Genomic DNA, 24988 nt, shown 5'->3' with positions numbered 1-24988 from the left:
GGGTGATGGATCCGGGTTGCTGCTCAGCTTCAGACCGTGGCGAGCCGGGCCTTTTCGGCGAGGACTTCCTGGAGTCCCGTGGCTTTGATCCCCGCCTTGTCCAGCGCCGCACGGAGGGCCGTACCGTTCTGCAGGACTTGCGGGTGGTCGCCATGGAGGAGCACGACGTCGGCATCGTGGCCGAGCGGGACGACCTTGCCGGTGACGGCCCGGACCGTCCCCTCGGTGACCACCTGGACCACGCGGCGGCCGATTTCCTCGGGGTCGTGCAGGAGTGCGCCTTCGCTGTTGCGCGAGACGGGCATGCCGTCTTCGCCATAGCCGCGGTCCGCGAGGAAGACGTAGCCCACCTGGAGGCCGCGCTTGCGGGACTCATCGGCCAGGAGTCCGTTCTGGCAGATCACGATGTAGGAGGGGTCGTAGGCCTTGATGGCATCCGTGATGGCGCGGGCGTGCTTGGCATCGGTCTGGGCGATGCTGCCCATGCGGCCATGCGGTGCCACATGGCTGATCTTGCCGCCGTGGATGCGCGCGAACGCGTCCAGGGCACCGATCTGGTAGAGCACGTCGGTGCGGATTTCTTCTTCGCTGGCTTCGATGAGGCGGCGGCCGAAGCCCACCAGGTCCGGGTAGCCAGGGTGTGCGCCGAGTTCGATGCCGCGCTCCACGCAGGCCTTGACCGTGGCATCCATGACCCGCGGATCGCCGGCGTGGAAACCGCAGGCGATGTTGGAAGCGGTGACGAGGCCCAGGAGGGCGTCGTCGTCGCCGATCGTGTAGTTGCCGTAGCTTTCGCCGAGGTCTGCGACGACGGCGACTGAATTGATGCTCAAGGTGACTCCCGCTGGTTCTGTTCGTTACTTAGGTTCGAAAGCTAAGGGTTCGACGGCGGCGGCTGCCGTTTCGGTGGCTGGCGGCCGCCGCCGTCGGGGTTCTGGTGGTCCGTTACTAGTGCGTCTGCAGGGGCTGGCCCTTGGTTTCCTTCAGGAAGTAGACCGAGACGAGCGTGATGATGGCCGTGCCGATCGAGGCGTAGGCGGGAACCATGCTGTTGCCTGTGGCCTTGATGAGTTCCGTCATGACCAGCGGGGCGCTGCCGCCGAAGATGATGGTGCTGATGCTGAAGCCGATGCTGTACGCGCTGTAGCGGACGGTGGTGGGGAACATTTCCGTCAGCACAGTGTGGACGACGGCGGCGTGGCCGGAGAACGCGATGGCCATCACGACCGTGGCAACGCAGGCCAGCGGCATGTTGCCGGTGGTGATCATGGCAAACATCGGGTACGAAACACCGGCCATGAGCACGGCGGAGAGCGCCAACACCGGCTTGCGGCCGATCCGGTCGGACAAGCGAGCCATCAGCGGGATCGAGATGGTGATGGCCACCAGGCTGACCGCAGTCACGAGGAGGGCCTGAAGCATGGTGAAGTTGTGGCCCGAGCCGAGCTGGGTCTTCAAGTACGTGGGCATGTAGGCGAACAGCAGGTAGTAGCCGGGGCCGTTCAGCGCGGGCAGGAAGATGGTCAGGGCGATGGCCTTGAGGTGGCGCTTGGACGTGAAGACGGTGCGCAGCGGGTTGCGTTCCACCTCGTTGCGCTCACGCAGTGCCGCGAAGTGCGGGGTGTCTTCCATTTTGGAGCGGATGTAGAAGCCGACGTAGCCCAGGGGCAGGGCGAAGAGGAACGGGATGCGCCACGCCCAGGCCTGCATGGTCGAGTCGCCGAGGGTGGTGATAAGGCCGGCGGAGAGGGCGCTGCCGAAAAGCAGTGCGCAGAAGGAACCGACCGCGATGAAGCTCATCGAGTAGTTGCGGTGCTTGTTGTGGGCGTACTCGCCCACGAAGGCCATGGCGCCTGCCACTTCGCCGCCGGCGGAGAAACCCTGAAGGATGCGGAACAGGATCAGCAAGGCCGGAGCGGCCCAGAAGATGACCGAGTACGACGGGATGAGGCCGATGCAGGCGGTGGCCCCGGAGATGAGGAGCAGAAGGACGGCGAGGAGGTTCTTGCGGCCCAGCCGGTCACCCAGGAAACCACAGATGACGCTGCCGAAAGGGCGGGCCAGGAAGCTCACCAGGAAGCCGACGTTGGTCAGGAGCAAGGAGCCGACGTCCTTGGAACCCATGATGTTCATGGCCAGGTACGTCGTCAGCAGGCCGTAGATGCCGTAGTCGTACCATTCCACGAAGGAACCCATGGTGCCGGCAAAGGTTGCCTTGCGCACCATCCTGCCGTCAGCGGTTACGACTTTGATTTGAGCGGTGTTCAGTTCCACTGAGTCCGTCGATTGCTTTGTCATGGTGGGTGCTTTCAGTCTATGAGGGGGCTGGGATGGGAGAAAGCGCTAGCTGTATTCGCGGGTGATTTCCGCGGTCATCTCGGCCTCGTGCGCGGCCACGGCAATGACTCGTTCCAGGATTTCCGCGGCACGGGCCTGGGGGATGATGACCACTCCGTCGTCATCGGCGGCGACAATGTCGCCCCCAGAGCAGACGATGCCGCCGATTGCCACGGGTTCGCCGATGACTCCCGGGCCGTTCTTGAACGGACCGGCAGGTGTGACGCCGCGGGCAAAGACGGGGAACTTGATTTCGGTGATGGTGGCGCGGTCGCGGATGTAGCCGTCAATGACGGCTCCGGTGGCGCCCGCGGCCTCGAAGCGCTGGGACAGCTGCTCGCCCACCAGCGCACGGTGTTCGTGGCCGAAGCCATTGATCACCACCACGTCACCGGGCCGGATATAGTTCAGCGCTTCGATGACGGCCGCGTTGTCTCCGGCGGCACCCAGGACGGGAAGGGCCGAGCCGACGCAACGGGCACCTTCCCAGACCGGGCTGATTCCGCCGTCGACAATTCCGAGCCGCTCCATCGCGTCACCGATGTTTGCCACGGGGAACGCTTCGAACGCGCGGACCAGTTCGCGGGGCGGCCGGGTCCAGGACGCGGTGCGGACGGTCAATTCCAGTGTTGTTGCCATTTTCTTCGCCTTTGGTTTCTTCCCAAGAGCCGGCGCTGTGGGCGCCGATCGTCTTGAGACGTCAATCACATATGAGAATAGTTTCGCGTTTTAAATTCATGCCGTCAAGGGTTTCCCGCTACGGGCATGTAAATGATTCGCAACCATGGCTCGCACGCGTCCTGGTTCTGATGGCGGACCGCTCGGCAGTGATTGTGCGGGAGAATAGCTACGACTGGACATTCTGACCAGTCAGACCTACGGCGACTAGGCAGAAAGCAGTAGCGATGCAGGAATTGGATTCAACAGACAAGCGCATCCTTGCCGCGCTCGACGACGACCCCCGGGTGCCGATCATGGTCCTCGCCCAGCGCTTGGGCTTGGCGCGCGGCACAGTGCAGTCGCGCCTGGAGCGCATGTCGGCGTCGGGCGCTTTGCGTCCGAACAGCAGCCGCGTGTTGCCTTCCGCGCTGGGCCGCGGCGTTGCGGCGGCGGTCAGTGCGGAGCTGGATCAGAGCCGACTGAACGAGGCGATCGCGGCCCTGCGTAACATCCCAGAGGTGCTTGAATGCCATGCGCCAGCCGGGGACACCGACCTCATCATCCGCGTGGTCGCAACGAGCCCGGACGATCTATACCGGGTCTCGGAAGAGATCAGGCTGTGCCCCGGAATCGTACGCACGTCAACCAGCATGTTCCTGCGCGAGGTGATCCCGTACCGGACGACGGGGTTGCTGAAAGGCTGAGTTCATATCTGGAAGTAGTGGTTTCTTCGGGGTGTCCGGTGCGGGTCGGTGTGGGGTGGCGGGATGAACCACGGAACGCCTGCTTGGACCTGGATGCGCCACTCTTCCTTGTGGATCAGGTGATGGTGGTGGCTGCACAGCAGCGTCCCGTTCGCGGCGCTCGTGGGTCCGCCGCGGGACCAGTACTCGACGTGGTGGGCCTCGCACCACGGTGCCGGCATGGTGCATCCGGGGAACGCGCAGCCCTTGTCCCGCGCCGTGATGGCTTTGCGGATCTGCGGCGGGAAGACCCTTGAGGCCCGGCCGATGTCCAGGACCTGGCCCTCGCCGCCCAGGACCACCGGGATGATGTCCGCATCGCAGGCGAGTTTGCGCAACGTGGCTGCCGGGACGGGCCCGGTGAACGTGAAGGACCCGGTGCCGCCGCCCCGCCGGGGGCGGTCGAATAGGGCGGACTGCCTGGGCTCTGAATGTCGATCGTCCTGGGGGAAGAGGTCGCGGTGGTCGATGGTGGCCAGGATCTGCGGGCGGTGGCCGCCAGTGGCGGGTAAGGACCCTGTGGCCAGGGCGAGCCGGCAGGCGCCGACCAGGCCGTCCAGGAGCTTCTGCGCCTTCGAACGCCGATCCGGCGCCCCGGCATTCTCCGGTGCCTCGCGGCAGGAATCGGCGGAGGCGGAGGAATCGGCGCAGGCATCGCCGGTCGACCCGCCCGAAGCTTCCGTGCAGGCCTGAACCGAATCCTGGGCTGCCGCGCCTTGGGGTGTGCGGGGGTTGGTGGCGGTGTTCATGACCGTGAGAAGCTGTTCGTATTGCTCGGCGGTGGCGAAGATCTCCACGTGCGCGAGGCCGTGCTTGGGGCGGCGCAGGAACGCGCCTTGGTGGTGGCGGAGGGATTCTTCGGACGGTTCCGGGCCGTCCTGGTCGATCGCGTCGATCCAGCGCCGGGCCACCCTGGCCAGGAAGTCCTGGTCGTTTTCCTCCGCGGTGCGGGCCAGGGCGTGTTCCATGTCCGTGGCTTTCTCCGGGCTGCAGAGCGGGCGTGCCTTCGCCACGGCCATCGTGATGATCCCGGCCGCACCGGATCCGATCATTCCGGAGGCCAGCGCCTCGGCGGTTTCCCCGTGCCGGGCAGGGACCAGTTGTCCGGTGAGGCTCCGGCCGGGCAGCAGCTCCCGGGCCAGGGCGAGCCGGCGCCTGGCGTCGGCGGCACTGATCCTCAGCAACGAACGCAGATGCTCGGCCGTAGACCTGAACTCCCCGCCCCGGGCGCTCCCCGTTCCCATGGAAGAAGCCGCACCGCCCTGCACGTCCGCGGGGCCCGCCGCGGCCCCGGAGGTCCAGCCCGTGCCGGGACCTGGATCCGCATCGGCGGCCCAGCCCGTTGTCCAGTCCGGCCGGGCGGCGGATTCTTCGTTCCGGGCCCTGTCCAGCCCGGCAGCGGCGGCCAGTTGGAGGTAATCCAGGGTGCGGGAGAGTTCCTCCACCCCGGACGCGAACGCGACGGCCTCCTGCAAAGCCGTGACTCCGACGTCGTCGGCCGCCCTTTCGGCCAGCTCCCGCAATGCCGCCACGGCCCCGTCAAGGGCGCCCTGCCGACCGCCCCGACCGCGCGGATCCACCAACGCCAGCCCGCTCGGCACCCCGGCGAGGGACGCGGCAAGACGAGGACCAGGGGGTGTGGAACACGGGAACTGCCGGACACTCCGAAAGGCCCAGGGGACTCAAGGCCCTGCCGGGTATCGAAGTATCCGATCGCTTCCATGGAAACACTCTGCCAGGAGGGTACGACATTTAACCGAACTCAGACCGGCGGCCCGGCGTTCGGCTTCAGGTTCTTCATCACCAACGTCGAGTTGAGTCGCTCGACGGAGGGAAGTGCCGAGAGCTGGTCGTCGTAGAAGCGCTGGTAGGCCGGGAGATCGGCGGCGATCACGCGGAGCAGGTAGTCCGGCGAGCCGAAGAGCCGCTGAGCCTCGACAATATTCGGAATGGCCGCCACGCGGTCTTCGAACTCCGACATCGTGGCGCGGTCAGCCTGGCGCAGGGTCACGAAGACTATCGCCTCGAATCCCAGGCCGATCGCACCCGGATCGATGTCTGCCCTGTACCCCCGGATGACGCCGGAAGCCTCGAGATCCCGCAGCCTTCGATGGCACGGAGCCACGGTCAATCCCACCTTGGCGGCGAGCGCGGTGGCAGTCATTCGGCCATCCTCTTTGAGGTGGCGCAAAATAGTTCTATCTATTCCGTCAATCACGCAAATATCTTACCCAAATCCCGGCAAGTCTGGCTAAAAATGGGAACACTTATGGGCCGATTTTCCATAAAGTTCATGGTGTAACCGCCAGCCAGGAGCCACCATGAATCCCCAGCTTTTCATCGCCTTCGTCATTGTCGCCGTCACCTTGGCGTGCACCCCGGGCGTCGATTGGGCATATTCGATTGCCGCAGGCCTGCGGCAGCGCAGCTTCCTCCCCGCCGTGGCCGGTCTGTGCAGCGGCTACGTGTTGCACACGGCCCTCCTGGTGGCCGGACTCGCGGCCCTTTTGACGGGCGTTCCGGGGCTTCTTGGCTGGCTGACGATCGCGGGCGCAGCCTATTTGCTCTGGCTCGGCGTGAGCACCATGCGCTCGTGGCGCGGCGCGAGCTTCAGTGCGGATGACGCCGTCGGGCAGTCCCGAAACCAGTTGCGCACTTTCCTGCAAGGCATGGGCACGAGTGGCATCAACCCAAAGGGCCTCCTGTTCTTCCTGGCGCTGGTGCCGCAATTCGTAAGCCCCGAGGCGTCGCTGCCGGTGCCGGTGCAGTCAGGCGTGCTGGGCCTCACTTTCGTCCTGTTTGCGGGCATCATCTACACGGCGGTGGCGCTGACCTCGCGAAAGCTGCTGCAATCCCGGCCTTCCGCCGCACGCGTGGTGACCCTCGCGAGCGGCATCATCATGGTGGGGCTCGGGGCTGTTCTTTTGGGCGAACAGCTGCTTCCGATGCTCCGGTAACGCGGCGGTCGGGCGAGATCTCTGGCGTTCTTCGGCGGGGCGGCCTATCGTCGGCTTCATGTCCGATGACTTTTCAGCTCTCGTGGAGGCCTTCAAGAAGGTCGATGTTTCGAGGGCGTACGGCCCTCCACTTCAGATCGGCGGCGAGGAACTGATCCCAGTGGCCCTGGTGTCCTTTGGGTTCGGAGGAGGCAGCGATGGAGGCCATGCTGCCGGGGGCGGTGGTGGCGGTTTCGTGCTCCCCGTCGGGGTCTATGGCCACAACGCCGGCGGACGCGTGACATTCCAGCCGAACACGGTGGTTGTCCTGGCGATGCTGCTCCCGCTTGTCGCTGCCGCCGGGGTCTCCATTAGGGGAGTCGTCCGCGCGCTTCGCGCTTAACCGTCCGGCTCGCCGCCCTAGTCGCCAGGTTCCCCGAAGTCCTTGTTCCACATCCGACGCACCTCGATGTCCTTGCGGATCCCATCGACCGCATCCAGTTCAGCCTCCTCCGGCTTGCTGAGCCCCCGGCGCGCAACCACACGCGGAACGAGCGGCCGCGAGTTTGGCCTCCGCCTGACTTCAAGCTTCGACAGCGCCCGGTCAGTGAGCGCGTCATTGCGCAAGGCCAAGCTGGTCTTCTTCCTCCGCAATACCTCCACGAGAGCGGCCTGGGCCGCCTCCCGCTCCCCCAACATCCTGAGCGACTGTGCCCGAATCAGCAGCAGCGCCGCCGAGAGGTCGTCCGTGTTGCGGAGCCCCTCAGTCCAGGCGACGACGTCGGCGTGCCGCTCGAGCGCCGCCGCCGCGGTGCAGCGGGCCAAAGCAGAGGGCAACGACGGCGGCAAGCCGGCCAGGATGTCCAGCGCCTCCGCCGTCTGGCCTGTCTCCCGGAAGCAATGCGAGAGGGCCAGGTACACGGATTCCTCGCTGAACAGGACCGGAACGTCAATCCGTTCCGCTACCTCGACTCGCGTGACCACCCTGCGGAGGTAGCTTGAGGAGAACTGGCTGGCGGCGTCGTCGATCCGTATGGACAAACCCCGCTGCAGAAGCTCGGACGCCCGGAGATATCCGCCGTGTTTGTACACAAGCAGCCCGGCGATCACATAGCAGAGGCCTGCCCAGCCGGGGTAGGCGCGCGCCAAGGTGATGAGCCGGTCCGGTTCCGTGCTGGTGAAGACGGCGTCGTACACCGATTTGGCCGTCTTACCGGACAGGCGTTTGAGCCTGGGAGCATCCCCGACGACGTCGATCCGCCCGGCGGCCTTTCCTTTCAGCACGCCCCAAATTGCATCGCTCAAGCCCTCTGCCAGTCCACCTACCGAAGTGCGGACATGTCCGTTCCGGAACGGCGTGATGTCCCTGGTGTCCCCGAAAATCGCTCCGCGGACTCCGGAAGCCGACGGCTCACTCACGGTTGCCGTGCCATCGCAGGATAAAGCGTCGCAGAATTGGGCATCACAGAACCATGCTAGCTGCGCTTGCCCCCACCCCTCCCCTCTATTTCCGGGGTTTTCGGGAGTAAGATATCCTCGTCGGCAGGGTTTCCGACTCCTTGCCGCGATACGGCCCTCCATTTGAAGGGCCGATGGAAATCGTGATCGGGAGGAGCTATGACTACTGCTTCACACCCCGCGCAGCACCACGCGATGGGGCTGACGCTCCACAACTCAGCACTGATTTTGGGCTGGGCTTTCCTGGCTGTTGGCGTCTTGGGATTTATCCCGGGCATCACCAGCAATTACGGCGCCATGACCTTCGCAGGACATGACTCGGGCGCCATGCTTCTTGGAGTCTTCCAAGTATCCGTCCTGCACAATATTGTCCATTTGCTGTTCGGCGCAGCAGGCCTGTACTTCGCAAGGACCGGAAGGATGGCGCGCGGTTACCTCATCGGTGGCGGCGCAATCTACCTCGTCTTGTGGATCTACGGCCTGATCACCATGTCGAACATGAGCGCTGACTTCGTGCCCATGAACGCTGCGGACGACTGGCTGCACCTGGTTCTCGGTGTTGTCATGGTTGCCGTTGGCCTATGGCTTGGACGCGATGCAAGAGAGGAGTCGAAGGGCCGCGCCATGTAGCGCACCCTGACTCTGCAGCACTCTGCAGTTGCACGACGGCGACCGTCCTTTCGGGCGGCCGCCGCCTTTGCGTCCGGCCCTACCCGAGGAGCCTGCGTTCGTAGGCAAAGGCCACCAGTTGAAGCCTCGTGCGCAGCCCCAGTTTGCTGAGCACACTGCGCAGATGGGATTTCACTGTGGCCTCGGAGACAAACAGGCTTTGCGCCATCTCGGCGTTCCCCAAGCCTTTGGCTGCCAGGAGGAACACATCCCGTTCGCGCGGAGACAGCTCGTCCATCACGGCGAGGTCCGGCCCGGCCACAGGCACCGTCCTAGCCGCGTGCTGGAAGAGTTCGTGAACCGAACCGGGCGCGATCACCGAGTATCCCGAATACACCGTTCGGATGGCAGCCAGCAGGAATTCGGGCTCGGCGCTCTTGAGCAGGTAGCCACTGGCGCCTGCCTGCACGGCTTCAACCACGGCTTGATCCCTGTTGAAGGTGGTCAGGGCGATGATCTTTGGCTTGTCCACTCCGGCCGCATCGGCTTCCTCCGTGATGCGCCGCGTGGCCTCGACTCCATCCAGGACGGGCATCCGAAGATCCATCAGCATGACGTCCGGCCGCTGCTTGGCCGCCAGCGCCACGGCTTGTTCGCCGTCGTCGGCCTCCCAGGCCATGTCCATGTCCGCTTGGCTCTGCACCAGCATGCGGATGCCGGAGCGGAACAGTGGTTGGTCGTCCACCAAGGCAACCATGATGGGTGTTTCAGCCACGTCCGACGCTTTCCCGCTCAGGGCCCGACGACGGCGCGGCGTCTTCCAGAGCCAGCGCCGGCTCCCGCTCCAGCCCCTTGGCGGACGGAACAACTTCGTCTTCAGTACAATTTTCCGGAAGGAGCGCTACCGGACGCGAGCCGTATGGGATGAAGACCGTCACGCGGAACTGCTCGCCGTCGGGCCCGGAACTGAGCCAGCCGCCGGCAAGGTGCGCGCGCTCACGCATTCCGGGAATGCCACGCGCCACTCGCCCGGCGCCACCGTCGTCCGTCCCCCCAATCGAAACGGACTCCGGAAGTTCCGACGCAACGTGCATGGTCAACCCCGGGCCGCTCCAGTCGAAGTGAAGTCGCACGGCCGTGCCGCGTCCACCGTGCTTGAGCGCGTTCGTGAGGCACTCCTGCACAATCCGGAATACTGCGAGTTGCTGGCCAGCGCCAAGCTCGACCGGAGTTCCGGTTTCGCTCTGCTGGACCTTGAGGCTCCCCTGACGCATCCGCTCGACAAGTGGCCCGACGTCGGTGAGCCGGGGCTGCGGGGCCACCAGGCCGTCGTCGCGCACTCCCTCAATGACGCGCTGGGCGTCCACGAGGGCATGGCGGGCGGATACCGCGATGTTCTCCAAGGCGTCGAGCACCGCCTTGGGCTGGTCCTGGCTGAGATAACGGGTGCCATCGGCTTGCGCGGCGATCACTGCGAGCGAGTGCGCCAAGACATCATGGAGGTCGCGGGCGATCCGGGTGCGCTCCTGCTCCACGACGAGCTCGACCTCGGTCTCCTTGAGGTTCGCTTGGACGAGGTTCCGGGCTTTGAAGAGGCTTCCGCGTTCTTCGTAGAGGCGCAGGGCAATTCCGACGGCCGCACAGCCAGCGGCAATGAGGATCAGCAGGGAGAAGAGCTGCCCGCCATAATGGCTGAAATTGAAGCGGTCGCCGAAGGGCAATCGCGGGAACCAACCAACGCCCCAGCCGTATCGCCATGACACGATCAAGAAAGTCATACCGGCAGCAAACGCAACATTGGATGCTCCAGCAATGACTCGTTGCTTGCCTGATCCGGTCCACAGTATGAATGCCAGCGCAATGAATGAACCGATGTAGATTGCCCAATGATCGTCCCAAGGCGGAGGGATGACATAGGTCAATTGACCGAGCAAGAGGGTGGCCGTAAACCCGAGTGACAAATAAGGCTTCCACGTCGCTACTCCTATGGCAAAGGTCATTAGGATGATCATCCAGGTTCCCGGCCAATAGCTCAGCCACCACGTCCCGATCCTTCCGGCCTCCGCCACGCACCACAGCGTGAAGAAAATGACGGCCGCCGCAGGGGCGCCCCAATGCCGTGCAAATTTCAGTGTCTGTTCCATGTCAGCCACCCTATCCACGGCCAAGGACCCGGTGGCGCCGATTCTGCCCTCCAGCGTCCGATCTCCACCCGGAAGCCAGCGGATTCATCCCTGGAGCCAACGCGAGAAGTGAGCGAGCGTTTGTCAAAAGTGCGTCAGATGTGAGCGCGCGTCGGCAAAAACGCCAGCATATGTGAGCGAGCGTTTGTCGTCCCAAACCCTCGCTCACATATCCCGCCCAAATCCCAAACCCTCGCTCACATATCCCGAACTTCGGAACAAAGAACGACGGCGACGGTCCCCAGCACGGGAGCGTCGCCGTCGTCAGCTATTTCGGGTTGGGTGCGCGGCCTTATTCGGCCGCAGCGGCAACCGCCGCCGTGACCGCGGGAGCAACACGGGGATCCAGCGGACTGGGCACGATGTAATCGGCGGAGAGTTCGTCCTCGGCCAGTGCAGCGATCGCACGGGCGGCGGCGATCTTCATGGCCGGGGTGATGCGGCGTGCACCGGCGTCCAAGGCTCCGCGGAAAATTCCGGGGAAAGCCAGGACGTTGTTGATCTGGTTCGGGAAGTCGCTGCGACCCGTAGCCACGACGGCCGCGTACTTGACGGCGACCTCGGGCAGGACTTCCGGGTCCGGGTTGGACAGGGCGAACACGATCGAATCCTGGTTCATGAGCTTCAAGTGTTCCTCGGCCAGCTTGGACGAGGAAACGCCGATGAACACGTCAGCGCCTTGCAGGGCCTCCGCAGGTCCGCCGGAAAGGGCGCGGGGGTTGGTGCGCTGGGCGAAGCGGGCCTTGACGCTGCCCGAATCGGCCACCAGGTCGGCGCGCTCGGAGTTGATGATCCCCTTGGAATCCAGGAGGACGACGTCCTTGACGCCCGCGGTCAGCAGGATCTCGGAGACTGCGATGCCCGCGGCACCCGCACCGGAGACCACAACTTTCAGTCCCTCAAGTTCGCGGCCGGTCACCTTGGCGGCGTTCGTCAACGCTGCGAGAACCACGACGGCGGTGCCGTGCTGGTCATCGTGCATGACGGGGCAGTCGAGGGCTTCGATCAGACGCTCTTCGAGTTCGAAGCAGCGGGGCGCGGAGATGTCTTCGAGGTTGACCGCGCCGAAACTCGGACGCAGGCGGACCAGCGTCTCGATGATTTCGTCCACGTTGGTGGTGTTGAGGACCAAGGGGATGGAGTCGAGGTCGCCGAAGGCCTTGAAGAGCGCGGACTTTCCTTCCATGACCGGGAGGGAGGCGCTGGGCCCGATGTCGCCCAGGCCGAGGACCGCGGTCCCATCGCTGACGACCACCACGAGGCGCTGAGCCCAGGTGTGCGTGCGTGCAAGCTCCGGGTTGGCGTGGATTGCGCGGCTCACTTCGGCGACACCCGGAGTGTAGGCGATAGAAAGGTCCCGCTTGTTCAAGAGCGGTACGGTGCTGGAAATGGAGAGCTTGCCGCCTTCGTGGGCGGTGAAGATTTCCTCTTCACTCAGCGCCAGGGCAGTCAGATTCTGTTCAGGGGTGATGGTCTCGACGGACACGTCGTTGTCTCCTCAGGCTAGCCGTGAACCCACGGCACAATTCGGGCAGGTATAGAGGCTTCGGTGCCGGACCAAGGGTGGCTGGTCCGTGCGGTGAAACTCCTGCGGATATGGGCTGCTAGCCGCTTGGGTCCTGTCTTCGTAGACAGGTGCCTGATAGGAAGACTAGAGACATCCAGTCATAAACTCATACTTTTGGTCGTAGTGGTCTAGACCAATTACGGTGATTCCCGGAAAAGCTACGCGTCCGCAATCAACTTGCAGGCGTTCTTGAGGTCCTTCTCTGCGTCGAAAAGTGAGATCCGGCGGCAGTTGACGGACTGGACCAGACCACTTATGAGGTGGAGCAGAATCCTGGCCCTCCCGGCGTCGCCGATCGCAGCCGCGACCATCTCGGCGGAGAGCGCTTCGATATCGCGCAAGAGTACGGGGATGTCACCATCGCGGGTATCCCATGTGCGGGACAGACAGTGTTCGACGGCGGGCTGCATGACCCGCATATGGAAAATCTCCATCCCGAGACCGGTAAGCTCTTGCTGGCTGCACCTCGAAGACGCCGGCTTTGAGTCGTTGAGCTCCCGCAGTTGCTGCCGGTAGACCGCGAGCATCAGATGGACCGTGGACGGAAAGTAGCGGTAGAGCGTCCCAAGCGGAACATGGGCTCTGGTGGATACGTCCGAAAGGCTCACGGTATCGAACTGCCGCTGGGCGAATCCCGCGGCAGTCTTCAGTATCCGGGCGTAGCGCAATAGCTGTCTCGGGGTGGTGGGAGCGGCCGCCATTTGGGGCAACCCCGCGGCCAGATCCAGCGAATACGGTTCCAAGGAGTTCGGTTCGGACATTTCCGGCGTTCTGTTGGTTTGGGCTTCGTTCTGGGAGATTGCGCGGCCCCCCAAAGACCGAGCGCGTCCTGACAATGATACGGCAGCAAGTTGTCAGTTCCCTGAGAACGGATTCGCAGGGCTACGCGACGCCCTTGATCTTCACGACGAATACGGCGCCCAGCAAACCTATGACAGCTGCGGCCGCATAAAGCGAGACGTAGCCACCCCAGAACGCCACGAAGGGGTAAGCAATAAGCGGCGCGATCACTTGCGGCAAAGAGTTGGCCACGTTGATGACCCCAAGGTCCCTGCCCCGGTCCAACGCCGTGGGCAGCACTTGGGTAATAAGGGCGAAGTCGACCGCCAAGTACGCACCAAAGCCGATACCGAGCACCGCTGCGCCCGCAAGGGCCCCCGTCCACGTGGGTTCGAACCCAAGGATCAGGGCAGCTATCGAAATGACGACGGACGAGACAATGACGAGGGGTTTGCGTTTGCCCATGCGGTCGCTGATGGCACCGCCCACCACGCTGGTGATGATCACCATGACGGCATACAGGCCCGTCAGGATAAGGACGCCGAACTCTGGCTTGATCCCCTGCGCGTCCTCAAGGTGCACGGCATCCTTGAGGAAGAACAGCAAATACAACGTGACCATGTGGTTTCCGACATTGACCAGGAACCTCGTCAGCCAGGCCCACGCGAAGTCCGGGTATTTGACGGGCGAGATCCAAAAGCCCTTGACGAATGTCCAGAGTTTGAATGGTGGCCTGGCCTCCGGAACGAGAGGCACGTCGTCGTTCTTGAAAAGATAAAGCACGACGCCGGCCAGCAGGGCAGCAGCGCACACGATGTAGCCGAGGGCAAAGTTCCCGGAAACCACGGACGCGATCACGGCACCCGCGAGGATGCCGACGGTCTGGCCCATGGCTGCAAGACCTCCGACCGCGCCGCGTTGAGGCACTGGCACTCGATCCGGAATAGCCGCCGTGATGGCGGCATAGGCTCCATTGCAACCAGCCTGGACCAGGCACCACAAAATGGCCATAACTGCCACGTTGGGAGCACCTGCCAGGGCCACCAACGCCACGGCGCCCAGGATGGCGCCGAAGAGCACCCACGGAACGCGTCGTCCAAGGCGGGACGTAGTGCGGTCGCTGAATGCACCGAAGAGGGGGTTCGCCACGAGGGACACTGCAGCGCCGCATCCCGTAACCAACGCAAGGATGGCTTCCTTCTGGCCTTCGTCAAAGTGGATGGCTTGCTGCCCGAGCAAAACCTGGATAGGGCCGAAGAAGGCAGCGTTGATGCCCACATTGACGAGCACCACTCCGGTGACCCACAGTGAGCGGACGCGCTCCACGGGCTCGGCGAGCGCCGTCGTCGGGCCTGCCTGCATCTCCACGGGATCCGTCACCGGTCTTTCAGGCAATGAACCGGGCAGATCGGACAGGCTCATGACGGTGCTCCCTAGCGTCTGGACGTGTGGATTCAGCCTAGCGCCAAGGCACGTCTGCACGCGTTAGGGTAAATCCAACGGACCGAGGAGGATCAACGATGAACAGCCCAGCGAACCCCATCAACACCGCCGATCTCTACGACGAACGTGCCGAGGATCTTGAGTCGATATCACTGCAGTTCCAGGACCTCGGCGGCGTCTCGCACTTCAGCGGCCCCGTTCGCACCGTCAAATGCTTTGAGGACAATGCCCTGGTGAAGACGGTTCTGGCAACCCCCGGCGAAGGCGCCGTGCTGGTGGTGGACGGCTACGGCTCGCTGCGCACAGCCCTCATGGGGGACATGATCGCCGAGAGCGCCGTCGCGAACGGCTGGGCCGGCGTCGTGATCAATGGGGCGATCCGCGATCGCGTGGCGATCGCGAAGCTGCCTTTGGGCGTCAAAGCCCTTGGGAGCAATCCCAAGAAAAGCTCCAAAGTGGGCCGTGGCGAAGTGGACATCCCCCTGGTGATTGACGGAGTGCACATCGAACCCGGGCACCTGATCTACTGCGATCCTGACGGGATTCTCGTGGAGCGGTGACATATTTCTCGCCAATCGGGTAGGACAGGGAATACAGGAGCGATTAGGATAGTTACTGAAAGCAACTATCCTGCTTAGTCCCCTTTTCATCCACCTTTGGAGAAGCAATGTCCAACGCCACGCCTGTGCGGGCCGCCGGAGAGGTCCTGACACACCGTCAGACGCTCACCGTCATGGTGGGCCTCATGCTCGGCATGTTCCTTTCCTCCCTGGACCAGACCATCGTGTCCACGTCCATTTACACCATCGCCAATGACTTGGACGGCCTGTCCCTGCAGGCGTGGGCCACTACGGCCTACCTCATCACATCCACGGTTACCACCCCGCTGTACGGCAAGCTCAGCGACATCTTCGGCCGCCGCCCGCTGTACCTGGCCGCGATCCTGATCTTCCTCGCTGGTTCCCTGTACGCCGGTTCCGTGCACTCCATGACCGAGCTCGCCATCGCCCGCGGCATCCAGGGTATGGGCGCCGGCGGTCTACTGGCCCTCGCATTGACGATCATCGGCGACATTGTTGCCCTGAAGGATCGTGCCAAGTACCAGGGCTACTTCATGTCCGTCTTTGGTGTTTCCTCGGTCCTCGGTCCCGTCGTCGGCGGTGCTTTCGCTGGCTCGGCCAACATCCTTGGCTTCGACGGCTGGCGCTGGGTCTTCTTCATCAACCTGCCCATAGGCCTGGCCGCACTGGCCGTGGTGTTCTTCTACCTGCACCTGCCCGCGAAGCACGTCAAGCAGAAGATCGACTACTGGGGCGCTGGAGCCATCACGCTGGCAATCGTCCCGCTGCTGCTTGTGGCCGAACAGGGACGCAGCTGGGGCTGGACCTCCGGAAACTCGTGGATCTGCTACGGGCTTGGCGTCATCGGCATCATCGCGTTCTTGCTGGTTGAGCGGCGTGCTGGCGACTACGCGCTAATCCCCCTGCGGCTCTTCAGGAACATCACCTTCGGTTTGTCTTCCCTGCTGAACTTCATCATCGGTATCGGCATGTTCGGGGCCATCGCGATGCTCCCGATGTACCTGCAGCTGGTCAAGGGCCTCACCCCCACCGAAGCAGGCCTCATGATGATCACCTTCACGGTGGGCATCCTCTTCGGTTCCATTACAGCGGGACGGACCATCTCGGCGTCCGGCGTTTTCCGGATCTTCCCGATTCTCGGTACGGGCATCCTGACGGCCGCCGCAATCGTCATGGGCCTGTCCCTCGGCGTCGACACCGGTCTCTGGGTACCGGGCCTGATCGCCGTATTCTTCGGCATGGGCCTGGGCTTCTGCATGCAGCCGCTCACTTTGGCGATGCAGGTCTCCGTACCGCCGAAGGACATGGGCGTGGGCACGTCCACCGCGGCATTCTTCCGTTCCATGGGCGGCGCCGTGGGTACCGCGGTGTTCATCTCGATGCTCTTCAGCCTCGCCGCCGACAAGATCGCCTCGGGCATGAAGGATGCCATGGGCAGCGCGGACTACCTCAAGGTGCTCAAGGATCCTGCAGTTGCCGCGGATCCAGCCAACGCCAAGCTGTACGACTTCTTCAAGAACGGCGCCACAAACGATTCGCTGAACGACACCAGCTGGTTGCACCACGCCAACCCGGCGCTCACGCGACCTATCGTTGAAGGCTTCGCGCAGTCGATCGACACCGTGATGCTGACTGCCGCAGCGCTGACCGGCCTCGCGTTCCTCATCAGCTTCGCCTTGCCGAACAAGAAACTGACGGATCCGAAGGCGGCGGCGAAGGAATCCGTTTCCGCCCACTAAAATCTCGAACAGCGTCACGGCAGGCAGTCTTTTGGACTGCCTGCCGTTGTCGTTTCCAGTGTTCGCGCGGTGGTGTGCCCGACGACGGCGCGAAAGTTTGCGTGGCGTGACACGTCCGGTGTGGCTGGCCCGGTTGACTGGAAGTCACGCTGGCACCGTGCCACACTGTGTAGCGCGAGTGCACCGGCGTCCCCGTCGGAACCAGCTGCCGACGACGACCGCGCCGCACAATCCACCACATTTCCTCAAGGGAGAGCCATGCCCAATTCCAGCTCCGACAGCCGTTCCGGCGTCCCACGCAAGGTAATTGGCCTGGCCGTTGCCGGAGCTGTGGGCGGTTTCCTCTTCGGGTTCGATTCCTCCGTGGTCAACGGCGCCGTCGATGCGATGAAGGACGAATTCATGCTGAGCGAAGCCGTCACGGGCTTCGCTGTGGCGGTCGCGTTGCTCGGCTGTGCGGCAGGGGCGTATCTCGCGGGCAAGGTGGCGGACCGCCACGGCCGCATCCCCGCCATGAAGCTGGGTGCCGCCCTCTTCCTGGTCAGCTCCATCGGGACGGGCTTTGCTTTCAGCATCTGGGACCTCGTCTTCTGGCGCTTGGTCGGCGGCCTGGGCATCGGCCTCGCATCGGTGATCGCGCCGGCCTACATCTCGGAAATCTCACCGCGCCAAGTCCGCGGCAGACTCGCGTCGCTGCAGCAGCTGGCGATCACCACTGGTATTTTCGCGGCCCTTCTGTCCGACGCCGTGCTGGCAACATCCGCGGGAAGCGCCCACCATGCCTTGTGGCTCGGAGTCGAGGCGTGGCGCTGGATGTTCATCGCGTGCGCCGTGCCTGCCGCGATCTACGGCCTGATCGCCTTCCGACTGCCGGAGTCGCCGCATTTCCTGGTCCTTAGCGGCAAGGAAGACACCGCACGCAAGATCTTCGACACGCTGATGCCCGGCGACGATACCGAACGCCACATCCGCGAAATCCGTGACTCCATCAAACAGGACGAGCTCTCCACCAAGAAGGGCTCGCTCCGCGGCAAGGCTTTTGGCCTGCAGCCCGTGGTGTGGATCGGCATCATCTTGTCGGTGCTGCAGCAATTCGTCGGCATCAACGTGATCTTCTACTACTCCACCACCCTTTGGAAGGCAGTCGGCTTCCACGAGCAAGACTCCCTGGCCATCTCGGTGGCAACGTCCGTCACCAACATCCTGGTCACGCTCGTGGCCATCGCCCTAGTGGACCGCATTGGCCGCAGGCCCATCCTGCTGACGGGCTCCATCGGTATGGCTGTGTCCCTGGGTGCCATGGCGCTGGCCTTTTCTTCCGCCAGCGGGTCGGGTTCTTCGGTGTCCTTGACCGGCGCCTGGGGTCCGGTGGCCCTGGTGGCCGCCAACGTGTTCGTGGTGAGCTTCGGCGCTTCGTGGGGACCGTTGGTGTGGGTGCTCCTGGGCGAGATCTTCCCCTCGCGGATCCGTGCCCGCGCGCTCGGGCTGGCCGCCGCAGCCCAGTGGATCGCCAACTTCGCCATCACCTTGAGCTTCCCCATCATGGCGGCCGGTTCGTTGCCGCTGACTTACGGCATGTATGCGCTGTTCGCCGCGGCGTCGTTCTTCTTCGTCATGTTCAAGGTGCCGGAAACCAACGGCATGTCCCTTGAGCAGGCCGACACCTTGTTTGTCCCGAAAGGCTCCAAGCCTGCGGAGCTCGAGGTCACACCCAAGTGACTCACACCCAAGTAACTCGCAGTTGTTGTCGTTATGAGCCCTCATAACGACAACAACTGCGAGTCAGTTGGGCCCTTCTACACGAGGTGCGGTTCGTGTGACTTCAGGTAGCGGCGGCCGCCGGCGGCCACGAGGATTGCGAACGCGAGGGCAAGGGCCGCGGCGAAGAACGGGACCTGCGGGCCGAAGTGCTCACCCAGTTGTGCCGCGACAAACGGGGCGAGCGCGCCACCCATCCACCGCACGAAGTTGTAGCCGGCCGAAGCCACCGGACGCGGCGAATCGGAGACTTCCATGGCCAGTTCTGTGTAGAGCGTGTTGTTGATGCCCAGCAGTGCGCCCGCCACAATGACAAGCACGACGACGGCAGTCACCGAGTGCCCCGCGGCCAGTCCCAGCCCGACGAGGTCCAGCAAAAGGGCCGCGAGGGTGCCGACCAGGACGTTGGTGGTGCCGAAGCGACGCTGCAGCACGGGTGCCACAAAGACCGAGAACACGGCCACGGCCACGCCCCAACCAAAGAACACCGCACCAATCCCGTAGGCGTCCATTCCCAGAATGAACGGCGTGAAGGCCAGGATCGTGAAGAAGCCGTAGTTGTAGAACAAGGCGCTGGCGGCGGTGGTGCGAAGGCCCTTGTGGCCCAGGGCAAGGAGCGGGTCACGCAAACGGGCCTTCGTGGCCGGCGTCGGGGTCTTAGGCAGCAGGGCCAGCAAGGCGATGAAGGAAATGGCCATGAGGACCGCGGTGCCGAAGAACGGTGCGCGCCATTGCCAGCCACCGAGAAGCGCGCCGAGCAACGGGCCGAGGGAAATGCCCAAGCCAAGGGCGGCTTCGTAGAGAATGATCGCAGTTCCGGTTCCGCCGCTCGCGACGCCGACAATCACGGCAAGGGCGGTAGCCACGAAGAGGGCGTTGCCTAGTCCCCAACCCGCGCGGAATCCGACCAGCTCACCCACGCTTCCGGACATGCCTGACAACGAGGCGAACACGACAATCAGGGCCAGGCCGATCATGAGCGTCTTTTTGCCACCGATCCGCGAAGAGACGAAGCCGGTCACGAGCATCGCGACGGCGGTCACCAGGAAGTAGCTCGTGAAAAGCAGCGACACTTGGCTGGGGCTCGCCTGGAGGTTCTTGGCGATGGCTGGCAGGATCGGGTCCACCAGGCCGATACCCATGAAGGCGAAGACGGCGGCAATCGCCGTGGCCCACACAGCCTTGGGCTGCTTGAGGAACGAGGCTTTCTCGGCCTCGAGTGTGTCTTCCGCTGGCTGCAGTTGCTCTGTGAGCTGGCCTTTCATGGACTGCTCTCCTAGTTTCTTGGCTTGTTCAGTTCTGGCTTGTTCAGTTCTGGACTGAATGGTTGATCTTGTCGAACACCGGAAGGGCGGCTTCGACGGCGTCGCGTTCTGCCTGGCTCAGCGTTCCGAGGATCCCGGCGATGAATTCGTTGCGGCGGCGGTCCGCGTTCTCGACGGCGGCACGTCCCGCCGCGGTCGCGGCGACGCGGACGGCACGGGAGTCGTCCGGATCTGATTCTCGTTTGACCAGGCCCGCGCGCTCCAGCTTGATGATCTGCTCTGTGGCACTGGGGACCTTGACCCCAAGGTTCCGGGCGATCCCCCCGACGCGGGCACCGCCGTCGAGCGCCATCTTGAGGACGCCAAGCTGGGCCGAGCTGAGCTGCTCCTCGGAATCGAGGCGGCGCATCACGTAGACGCTCTGCCGCAAGGCTTCCCGGAATGATTGGGCGAGGGCGAGGAGCGCGTCGTCAGCCTGATTGGTATTCATATTTAGGTATCCTAACAGTTAGGTTGCCTAAATATCAAGGGGTGCGGGACTTTGTCTTGGGACTCCTCGAGGATGCCGTCGCTACAGGGCCAGCTTCATTCCCTCGTGACTGGCTACGAAGCCCAGGCGCTCATAGAAGCGGTGGGCGTCCTTGCGGGACTTGTCGCTGGTGAGCTGGACCAGGGTGCAGCCCCGGTTCCGCGCCTCGTCGATGGCCCATTGCATCATTGCCGCACCGACGCCATGATCCCGCAACTCTGCGGCGACGCGCACGGCCTCGATCTGGCAACGCAGCGAGCCTTTCCGGGCCAAGCCCGGGATGAAACTCAGCTGGAAAGTTGCGACACAAGCGCCGTTCAAGTGGCCTACCACCAACAGTTGGGCCGGATCCTCGTTGATCTGCTGAAACGCCTGCAGATAGGGGCCGACGTCCTCGGCGTTTTCGCGGGAACTGCCCAACTGATCCGCGGCGAGCAATCTCAGAATGGCGGGCAAGTCCTCCCAGTGGGCCCGGCGGAGCGTGAAGACTCCTTCGTCCAGAACCATGCTCAACAGCGGCTTCACGCCTGGATTTATGTGACTCATAGCACCAGCCTGACACAAGCTGGCGGCTTCGTTTTACGAGCGTTCATGAATTCTGGGTGAAACGATCAATCACAAATTCTCGGATGGTTCGAGTTAGTTTGGACTAGCAGATTTGTTAGCCACGTCACCATGCGGCGAATCACCCCGAAGGATGCAGATATGTCTCACCAGACAACAACAGGGCAACGCACTGCCTCCAGCAAAGACAGCGAGCCGCATCTGGCGCGCTCACTGAGCAACCGCCACATCCAGTTGCTTGCGATCGGCGGCGCCATCGGCACAGGCCTCTTCATGGGCTCCGGAAAGACCATCTCCGTAGCCGGCCCGTCCGTGATCTTCGTGTACATGATCATCGGCTTCATGCTGTTCTTCGTCATGCGCGCCATGGGCCAGCTCCTGCTGTCCAACCTGAACTACAAGTCCTTCAGCGACTTCGCCGGGGACCTCCTTGGTCCCTGGGCGGGCTTCTTCACCGGCTGGACCTACTGGTTCTGCTGGGTAGTAACCGGAGTGGCCGATGTCATCGCGATCGCGGGCTATGCCAATGAGCTCTGGCCGGGTGTGCCGCTCTGGATTCCGGGCCTCGCGACCATCGCCATCTTGCTGTTGCTCAACCTCCCCACAGTGAAGGCCTTCGGCGAGACTGAGTTCTGGTTCGCCCTCATCAAGATCGTTGCCATCGCCGCTTTGATCATCGTGGGTATCGTCATGATCTCGACCGGCTTCAAGTCCGACGCCGGAGCCGCGAGCTTGACCAATCTCTGGAGCCACGGCGGCTTCTTCCCCAAGGAATTCATGGGCTTCGTTGCCGGCTTCCAGATCGCGGTCTTCGCCTTCGTGGGTATCGAACTGGTAGGCACAGCCGCGGCCGAGACAAAGAACCCGGAGCACAACCTGCCCCGCGCCATCAACGCCATCCCGGTCCGCGTCATGCTGTTCTATGTCGGCGCGCTCATCATCCTGATGTCCGTCATCCCGTGGACCGAGTTCAAGGCCGGCCACAGCCCGTTCATCGCCATGTTCTCCCTGGCCGGCCTGGGTATCGCTGCAACCGTGGTGAACCTCGTGGTCCTGACCTCCGCCATGTCCTCTGCCAACTCGGGTATCTACTCGACGTCGCGCATGGTGTTCGGCCTGGCGAACGACGGCGATGCCCCCAAGATGTTCGGCCGCCTCTCCAGCCGGAAAGTTCCGCAGAACGCCCTGTTCCTGTCCTGCGTGCTGCTCCTCGGCGGCGTCGCACTTCTTTATGCGGGCAAGGACATCGGAGCAGCCTTCGACATGGTCACCACCGTGTCCGCCGTCTGCTTCATGTTCGTTTGGTCCATCATCCTGGCCAGCTACCTTGTTTTCCGGAAGCGCCGGCCCCACTTGCACGAGGCCTCGACGTTCAAGATGCCCGGCGGCACCGTGATGGTGTGGGTGGTCTTCGCCTTCTTCGCGTTCCTGGTCTGGGCTTTGACGACGCAGCCGGACACCCTCACGGCCCTGCTCGTAACGCCCATCTGGTTCGCGGTCCTCGCCGTGGCCTACGCCTTGGTCCGGAAGTCGCCGCTGCACCAGGCGCGGGTGGCAGAGTGGAAAGCCATGGCCGAAACCGAGACAGCGGCCGTCGAAACCGCCGCCCGCTAGGACGCCCGCTCACATATAGCGGCCATTCTTCCGACGCTCGCTCACAAACGAGCCTTTTCGACGTATGCGGTCGTCAAGTTTTTGAGACATTTTCGTTGTTTGTTTTGGTTAGGCGGCCAGGGGTTCCTGGACGCTGGTGTGGTGGTTTGCGTGGGCGGTGGCTGGCGGGATGCCGCCGGCCCGTCGGTTGGGTCGGCGGCGGTTGTACCAGCCCTCGATGTAGTCCATCACGGCGGTCCGTGCGGTGAGCCTGGAACCGAAGCGGTGGTGGTGGTAGAACTCGGTCTTGAGGTGTGAGAAGAAGTTCTCGGCGACCGCGTTGTCCCAGCACACCCCCACCTTGCCCATGGACTGGGTGACCTCGTTCTGGGCGCACCATCGTTGGAATTCCTCCGAGGTGTACTGGGTGCCCCGGTCGGAGTGGAAGACGACTGGGCCGCCGATGAGGTGGCCGTGGTTCCGGGCCATCCGCAGGGCCGCGGTGCACAGGCTGGCGCGCATGTGTTCGGCCATGGCCCAGCCGATGACCATCCCGGAGAACAGGTCGATGACCGTGGCCAGGTAGAGCCAGCCCTCGCCGGTGCGCAGGTAGGTGATGTCCCCGACCAGCCGGGTCCCGGGCACCGCGGAGGTGAAGTCGCGCCTGCCCTGGTCATCGAGCATGTGGTTCTGGATGTGGGCGGTCTTGGCCTGCGGGTCCTGGAGCGTGGTCTTTTTCCAGGCCTGGGTGCGGATGGCCCGCAGGCCGTGCTCGCGCATGATGGCCCCCACGGTCGGGGCGGAGACCTTGGTCCCGGCCGCGTTCAGGAGCCGGGTCAGCTGGTCCCGCCCGGCACGCCCGGACTCCTTCGTGTAGAGCTTGGTGACCGCGGTGACCAGCTCCCCGTGCCGCACGGTGCGCGGTGAAGGGCCGGCAGGTTTGCGCCACCGGTAATAGGAGGCCCGGGAGACGTTCAATTTCCGGCATAGCCACACCACGGGATGGTTGGCCTTCTCCGCTTCGATGAACTCGTAGAAATCCTCTACTTTTGCTTCGCGGCAAAGAAGGCGCTGACTTTTCCCAGGAACTCGACCTCGGCCTTCACCCTGGCGTTTTCGGCCAGCGCTTTCTGGTGTTCATCCCACGCCACCGGCCCCCGGTCCTCGGGCTGGGCAGGGGTGTCCGGTTGCTTGTCCCGGGACTTGTGTACCCAGTTTCCCAGCGTGCTTTCCTTCACCCCGATCTCCTGCGCGATCTGCTTCACCGGCCGGTCCGAAGACAAAACCAGTCGAACCGATTCCTCCCGGAACGCGGCGTCGTATGTCTTTCTGCGGGTGGTCATCTGAAACTGAGGCTCCCATCAAGCTGTCTCACAAAACCATACGGCCGCAGTAACGCCCGCTCACCTATAACGGCGAAACCCGAAACCCTCCTTCACGTCATTCACGAGAAGGAGGGTTTCGGGTTTCCCACCGAGGTTCATGACCGGTTGCCCTCAGGGACGCTATCCGGCGCGGACTTCTTGCTGTTGGCCTCGCGCAAAAGGAGCTGGATGAGGCTCGGCTTCTGCGAAAAGGTTGCAACCGCGACGTTCTTGCGCACGAACTCGTCCGAGGTGAGTTGCCACAGCATGGAGTCCGCAAGGTCGGCCCGCGACGTGAAAGTGCCGTTTATGTAGTCAACGGCCATCTTGTATTCGGTGACGGATTCGGTCTCGAAAAGACCGGAGGGCCGCATGATTGTCCAGTCCAGGCCGCTCGCGGCGACGGCGGACTCCATCCGCCGCATGTCCTCGTACAGTGTCTTACCGAGCAGCTTGGTAACGAGGGGCTGCAGCACTTTCTCGAAGAGAAACCCGCCATGCGGGCCGGCCGAAATGTCGGTGGCGCTGGAGCTCACGCAGACCAGCCGACGGACGCCGTGGTCGCCCATCGCCCGGATGATGTTCCCCGTGCCCACCGAGTAGACCGTAATCGGCTGGCGGCTGTATGGAACACCGAGGGTTGAGAGGACAGCATCGCTTCCTTCAACGACGGCACTTACGTCCTCGAAGTTATACACATCGGCACCGACGATGCTTAGACCGGGGGCCGAAAGGGGGAATTCGTGTGGCCTGCGCGTAACAGCGGTGACGGCGTGTCCGGCGTCGAGCGCTTGCCCGGTGAGAATCCTTCCGGTGGGGCCATTTGCCCCGAATACTGCGATCTTCATGTGATGCGGCCTCCGGTAGTCTTATTCTAGG

The 24988-nt window shown here is 63.6% G+C and carries 24 protein-coding genes; 8 read left to right on the top strand and 16 right to left on the bottom strand.

Annotated features, from left to right (window positions below):
* Nucleotides 1-29 precede the first annotated feature (29 nt).
* From ACSVHC_RS12305 to ACSVHC_RS12295, 3 genes are all read right to left on the bottom strand, one after another.
* A complete protein-coding gene (locus tag ACSVHC_RS12305; RefSeq protein ID WP_364536525.1) occupies nucleotides 30-833 on the bottom strand; it encodes a LamB/YcsF family protein in 804 nt (267 codons plus the stop codon).
* Between the two features lie 115 nt (nucleotides 834-948).
* Nucleotides 949-2298, bottom strand: a complete 1350-nt coding sequence (locus ACSVHC_RS12300; RefSeq protein WP_437771746.1) for an MFS transporter — start codon at nucleotides 2296-2298, stop codon at nucleotides 949-951.
* Nucleotides 2299-2343: 45 nt separating this feature from the next.
* Nucleotides 2344-2976 carry an RraA family protein gene (locus ACSVHC_RS12295; RefSeq protein ID WP_437771747.1) on the bottom strand — a complete coding sequence of 211 codons (633 nt, stop codon included), beginning with the start codon at nucleotides 2974-2976 and terminating at the stop codon, nucleotides 2344-2346.
* Nucleotides 2977-3242: 266 nt separating this feature from the next.
* Here ACSVHC_RS12295 and ACSVHC_RS12290 point away from each other — a divergent pair, with 266 nt between their 5' ends.
* Nucleotides 3243-3701 (top strand): Lrp/AsnC family transcriptional regulator, encoded by a 459-nt coding sequence (locus tag ACSVHC_RS12290; RefSeq protein WP_437771748.1) that lies wholly within the window; start codon nucleotides 3243-3245, stop codon nucleotides 3699-3701.
* Between the two features lie 2 nt (nucleotides 3702-3703).
* Here the strand turns inward: ACSVHC_RS12290 and ACSVHC_RS12285 are convergent, their stop codons facing one another.
* Both ACSVHC_RS12285 and ACSVHC_RS12280 read right to left on the bottom strand, forming a co-directional pair.
* On the bottom strand, nucleotides 3704-5341 hold the full coding sequence (locus ACSVHC_RS12285) for an HNH endonuclease signature motif containing protein (RefSeq protein WP_439180972.1): 1638 nt from the start codon (nucleotides 5339-5341) through the stop codon (nucleotides 3704-3706).
* Between the two features lie 161 nt (nucleotides 5342-5502).
* Nucleotides 5503-5958 (bottom strand): Lrp/AsnC family transcriptional regulator, encoded by a 456-nt coding sequence (locus ACSVHC_RS12280; protein ID WP_437771750.1) that lies wholly within the window; start codon nucleotides 5956-5958, stop codon nucleotides 5503-5505.
* A 103-nt stretch (nucleotides 5959-6061) separates the two neighbouring features.
* Between ACSVHC_RS12280 and ACSVHC_RS12275 the strand changes: the two genes are divergently transcribed.
* Nucleotides 6062-6697, top strand: a complete 636-nt coding sequence (locus ACSVHC_RS12275; RefSeq protein ID WP_437771751.1) for a LysE family translocator — start codon at nucleotides 6062-6064, stop codon at nucleotides 6695-6697.
* Between the two features lie 58 nt (nucleotides 6698-6755).
* Nucleotides 6756-7079, top strand: a complete 324-nt coding sequence (locus ACSVHC_RS12270) for a hypothetical protein (RefSeq protein ID WP_437771752.1) — start codon at nucleotides 6756-6758, stop codon at nucleotides 7077-7079.
* A 17-nt stretch (nucleotides 7080-7096) separates the two neighbouring features.
* On the opposite strand, the gene ACSVHC_RS12265 is transcribed toward ACSVHC_RS12270, so the two are convergent.
* A complete protein-coding gene (locus tag ACSVHC_RS12265; protein ID WP_437771753.1) occupies nucleotides 7097-8095 on the bottom strand; it encodes a hypothetical protein in 999 nt (332 codons plus the stop codon).
* 198 nt (nucleotides 8096-8293) lie between these two features.
* Here ACSVHC_RS12265 and ACSVHC_RS12260 point away from each other — a divergent pair, with 198 nt between their 5' ends.
* On the top strand, nucleotides 8294-8764 hold the full coding sequence (locus ACSVHC_RS12260; RefSeq protein ID WP_437771754.1) for a DUF4383 domain-containing protein: 471 nt from the start codon (nucleotides 8294-8296) through the stop codon (nucleotides 8762-8764).
* A gap of 79 nt (nucleotides 8765-8843) precedes the next feature.
* On the opposite strand, the gene ACSVHC_RS12255 is transcribed toward ACSVHC_RS12260, so the two are convergent.
* From ACSVHC_RS12255 to ACSVHC_RS12235, 5 genes are all read right to left on the bottom strand, one after another.
* Nucleotides 8844-9518, bottom strand: a complete 675-nt coding sequence (locus ACSVHC_RS12255) for a response regulator (protein ID WP_437771755.1) — start codon at nucleotides 9516-9518, stop codon at nucleotides 8844-8846.
* Nucleotides 9511-10887, bottom strand: a complete 1377-nt coding sequence (locus ACSVHC_RS12250; RefSeq protein ID WP_439180971.1) for a sensor histidine kinase — start codon at nucleotides 10885-10887, stop codon at nucleotides 9511-9513. The genes ACSVHC_RS12255 and ACSVHC_RS12250 overlap by 8 nt, the downstream gene beginning before the upstream one ends.
* A gap of 331 nt (nucleotides 10888-11218) precedes the next feature.
* On the bottom strand, nucleotides 11219-12412 hold the full coding sequence (locus ACSVHC_RS12245) for an NAD(P)-dependent malic enzyme (protein ID WP_437771757.1): 1194 nt from the start codon (nucleotides 12410-12412) through the stop codon (nucleotides 11219-11221).
* Between the two features lie 239 nt (nucleotides 12413-12651).
* Nucleotides 12652-13254, bottom strand: coding sequence for a TetR/AcrR family transcriptional regulator (locus tag ACSVHC_RS12240; protein ID WP_439180970.1), 603 nt, complete (start codon nucleotides 13252-13254; stop codon nucleotides 12652-12654).
* A 121-nt stretch (nucleotides 13255-13375) separates the two neighbouring features.
* Nucleotides 13376-14695 (bottom strand): MFS transporter, encoded by a 1320-nt coding sequence (locus ACSVHC_RS12235; protein ID WP_439180969.1) that lies wholly within the window; start codon nucleotides 14693-14695, stop codon nucleotides 13376-13378.
* Between the two features lie 98 nt (nucleotides 14696-14793).
* Here ACSVHC_RS12235 and rraA point away from each other — a divergent pair, with 98 nt between their 5' ends.
* The 3 genes from rraA to ACSVHC_RS12220 all read left to right on the top strand — a co-directional run bounded on the left by rraA (nucleotide 14794) and on the right by ACSVHC_RS12220 (nucleotide 18755).
* The gene (gene rraA, locus ACSVHC_RS12230; RefSeq protein WP_437771760.1) at nucleotides 14794-15276 is read left to right on the top strand and encodes a ribonuclease E activity regulator RraA; all 483 of its coding nucleotides are present in this window, start codon (nucleotides 14794-14796) and stop codon (nucleotides 15274-15276) included.
* 107 nt (nucleotides 15277-15383) lie between these two features.
* Nucleotides 15384-17036, top strand: coding sequence for an MDR family MFS transporter (locus tag ACSVHC_RS12225; protein WP_437771761.1), 1653 nt, complete (start codon nucleotides 15384-15386; stop codon nucleotides 17034-17036).
* A 258-nt stretch (nucleotides 17037-17294) separates the two neighbouring features.
* Nucleotides 17295-18755 (top strand): sugar porter family MFS transporter, encoded by a 1461-nt coding sequence (locus tag ACSVHC_RS12220; RefSeq protein ID WP_437771762.1) that lies wholly within the window; start codon nucleotides 17295-17297, stop codon nucleotides 18753-18755.
* Between the two features lie 77 nt (nucleotides 18756-18832).
* On the opposite strand, the gene ACSVHC_RS12215 is transcribed toward ACSVHC_RS12220, so the two are convergent.
* The 3 genes from ACSVHC_RS12215 to ACSVHC_RS12205 form a co-directional block, all read right to left on the bottom strand.
* Nucleotides 18833-20059 carry an MFS transporter gene (locus ACSVHC_RS12215; RefSeq protein ID WP_437771763.1) on the bottom strand — a complete coding sequence of 409 codons (1227 nt, stop codon included), beginning with the start codon at nucleotides 20057-20059 and terminating at the stop codon, nucleotides 18833-18835.
* A gap of 43 nt (nucleotides 20060-20102) precedes the next feature.
* Nucleotides 20103-20549 carry a MarR family winged helix-turn-helix transcriptional regulator gene (locus ACSVHC_RS12210; protein ID WP_437771764.1) on the bottom strand — a complete coding sequence of 149 codons (447 nt, stop codon included), beginning with the start codon at nucleotides 20547-20549 and terminating at the stop codon, nucleotides 20103-20105.
* Nucleotides 20550-20630: 81 nt separating this feature from the next.
* The gene (locus ACSVHC_RS12205; RefSeq protein ID WP_437771765.1) at nucleotides 20631-21134 is read right to left on the bottom strand and encodes a GNAT family N-acetyltransferase; all 504 of its coding nucleotides are present in this window, start codon (nucleotides 21132-21134) and stop codon (nucleotides 20631-20633) included.
* Between the two features lie 159 nt (nucleotides 21135-21293).
* On the opposite strand from ACSVHC_RS12205, the gene cycA reads away from it, so the two are divergent.
* The gene (gene cycA, locus ACSVHC_RS12200) at nucleotides 21294-22766 is read left to right on the top strand and encodes a D-serine/D-alanine/glycine transporter (protein ID WP_439180968.1); all 1473 of its coding nucleotides are present in this window, start codon (nucleotides 21294-21296) and stop codon (nucleotides 22764-22766) included.
* Between the two features lie 108 nt (nucleotides 22767-22874).
* Here the strand turns inward: cycA and ACSVHC_RS12195 are convergent.
* Nucleotides 22875-24088 (bottom strand): IS3 family transposase gene (locus ACSVHC_RS12195; protein ID WP_439180967.1). Its coding sequence is split into 2 segments (ribosomal slippage): nucleotides 22875-23827 and nucleotides 23827-24088, totalling 1215 coding nucleotides; the frame shifts between segments, so codons are not numbered across the junction.
* Nucleotides 24089-24225: 137 nt separating this feature from the next.
* Nucleotides 24226-24957 carry an NAD(P)-dependent oxidoreductase gene (locus ACSVHC_RS12190; RefSeq protein WP_439180966.1) on the bottom strand — a complete coding sequence of 244 codons (732 nt, stop codon included), beginning with the start codon at nucleotides 24955-24957 and terminating at the stop codon, nucleotides 24226-24228.
* Between the last annotated feature and the right edge of the window lie 31 nt (nucleotides 24958-24988).

The organism is Arthrobacter sp. KNU-44 (assembly GCF_051843155.1).
Lineage (GTDB): Bacteria > Actinomycetota > Actinomycetes > Actinomycetales > Micrococcaceae > Arthrobacter.
Note: the sequence above shows the minus strand (reverse complement) of the source record. Positions and strands in the feature narration are given on the sequence as shown.

Coding starts and splice junctions, on each gene's coding strand:
- ACSVHC_RS12300 (WP_437771746.1), bottom strand. CDS start 2,298: ATGACAAAGCAATCGACGGACTCAGTGGAACTGAACACCGCTCAAATC.
- ACSVHC_RS12295 (WP_437771747.1), bottom strand. CDS start 2,976: ATGGCAACAACACTGGAATTGACCGTCCGCACCGCGTCCTGGACCCGG.
- ACSVHC_RS12290 (WP_437771748.1), top strand. CDS start 3,243: ATGCAGGAATTGGATTCAACAGACAAGCGCATCCTTGCCGCGCTCGAC.
- ACSVHC_RS12275 (WP_437771751.1), top strand. CDS start 6,062: ATGAATCCCCAGCTTTTCATCGCCTTCGTCATTGTCGCCGTCACCTTG.
- ACSVHC_RS12270 (WP_437771752.1), top strand. CDS start 6,756: ATGTCCGATGACTTTTCAGCTCTCGTGGAGGCCTTCAAGAAGGTCGAT.
- ACSVHC_RS12260 (WP_437771754.1), top strand. CDS start 8,294: ATGACTACTGCTTCACACCCCGCGCAGCACCACGCGATGGGGCTGACG.
- ACSVHC_RS12250 (WP_439180971.1), bottom strand. CDS start 10,887: ATGGAACAGACACTGAAATTTGCACGGCATTGGGGCGCCCCTGCGGCG.
- ACSVHC_RS12240 (WP_439180970.1), bottom strand. CDS start 13,254: ATGTCCGAACCGAACTCCTTGGAACCGTATTCGCTGGATCTGGCCGCG.
- ACSVHC_RS12235 (WP_439180969.1), bottom strand. CDS start 14,695: ATGAGCCTGTCCGATCTGCCCGGTTCATTGCCTGAAAGACCGGTGACG.
- rraA (WP_437771760.1), top strand. CDS start 14,794: ATGAACAGCCCAGCGAACCCCATCAACACCGCCGATCTCTACGACGAA.
- ACSVHC_RS12225 (WP_437771761.1), top strand. CDS start 15,384: ATGTCCAACGCCACGCCTGTGCGGGCCGCCGGAGAGGTCCTGACACAC.
- ACSVHC_RS12220 (WP_437771762.1), top strand. CDS start 17,295: ATGCCCAATTCCAGCTCCGACAGCCGTTCCGGCGTCCCACGCAAGGTA.
- ACSVHC_RS12215 (WP_437771763.1), bottom strand. CDS start 20,059: ATGAAAGGCCAGCTCACAGAGCAACTGCAGCCAGCGGAAGACACACTC.
- ACSVHC_RS12210 (WP_437771764.1), bottom strand. CDS start 20,549: ATGAATACCAATCAGGCTGACGACGCGCTCCTCGCCCTCGCCCAATCA.
- ACSVHC_RS12205 (WP_437771765.1), bottom strand. CDS start 21,134: ATGAGTCACATAAATCCAGGCGTGAAGCCGCTGTTGAGCATGGTTCTG.
- cycA (WP_439180968.1), top strand. CDS start 21,294: ATGTCTCACCAGACAACAACAGGGCAACGCACTGCCTCCAGCAAAGAC.
- ACSVHC_RS12190 (WP_439180966.1), bottom strand. CDS start 24,957: ATGAAGATCGCAGTATTCGGGGCAAATGGCCCCACCGGAAGGATTCTC.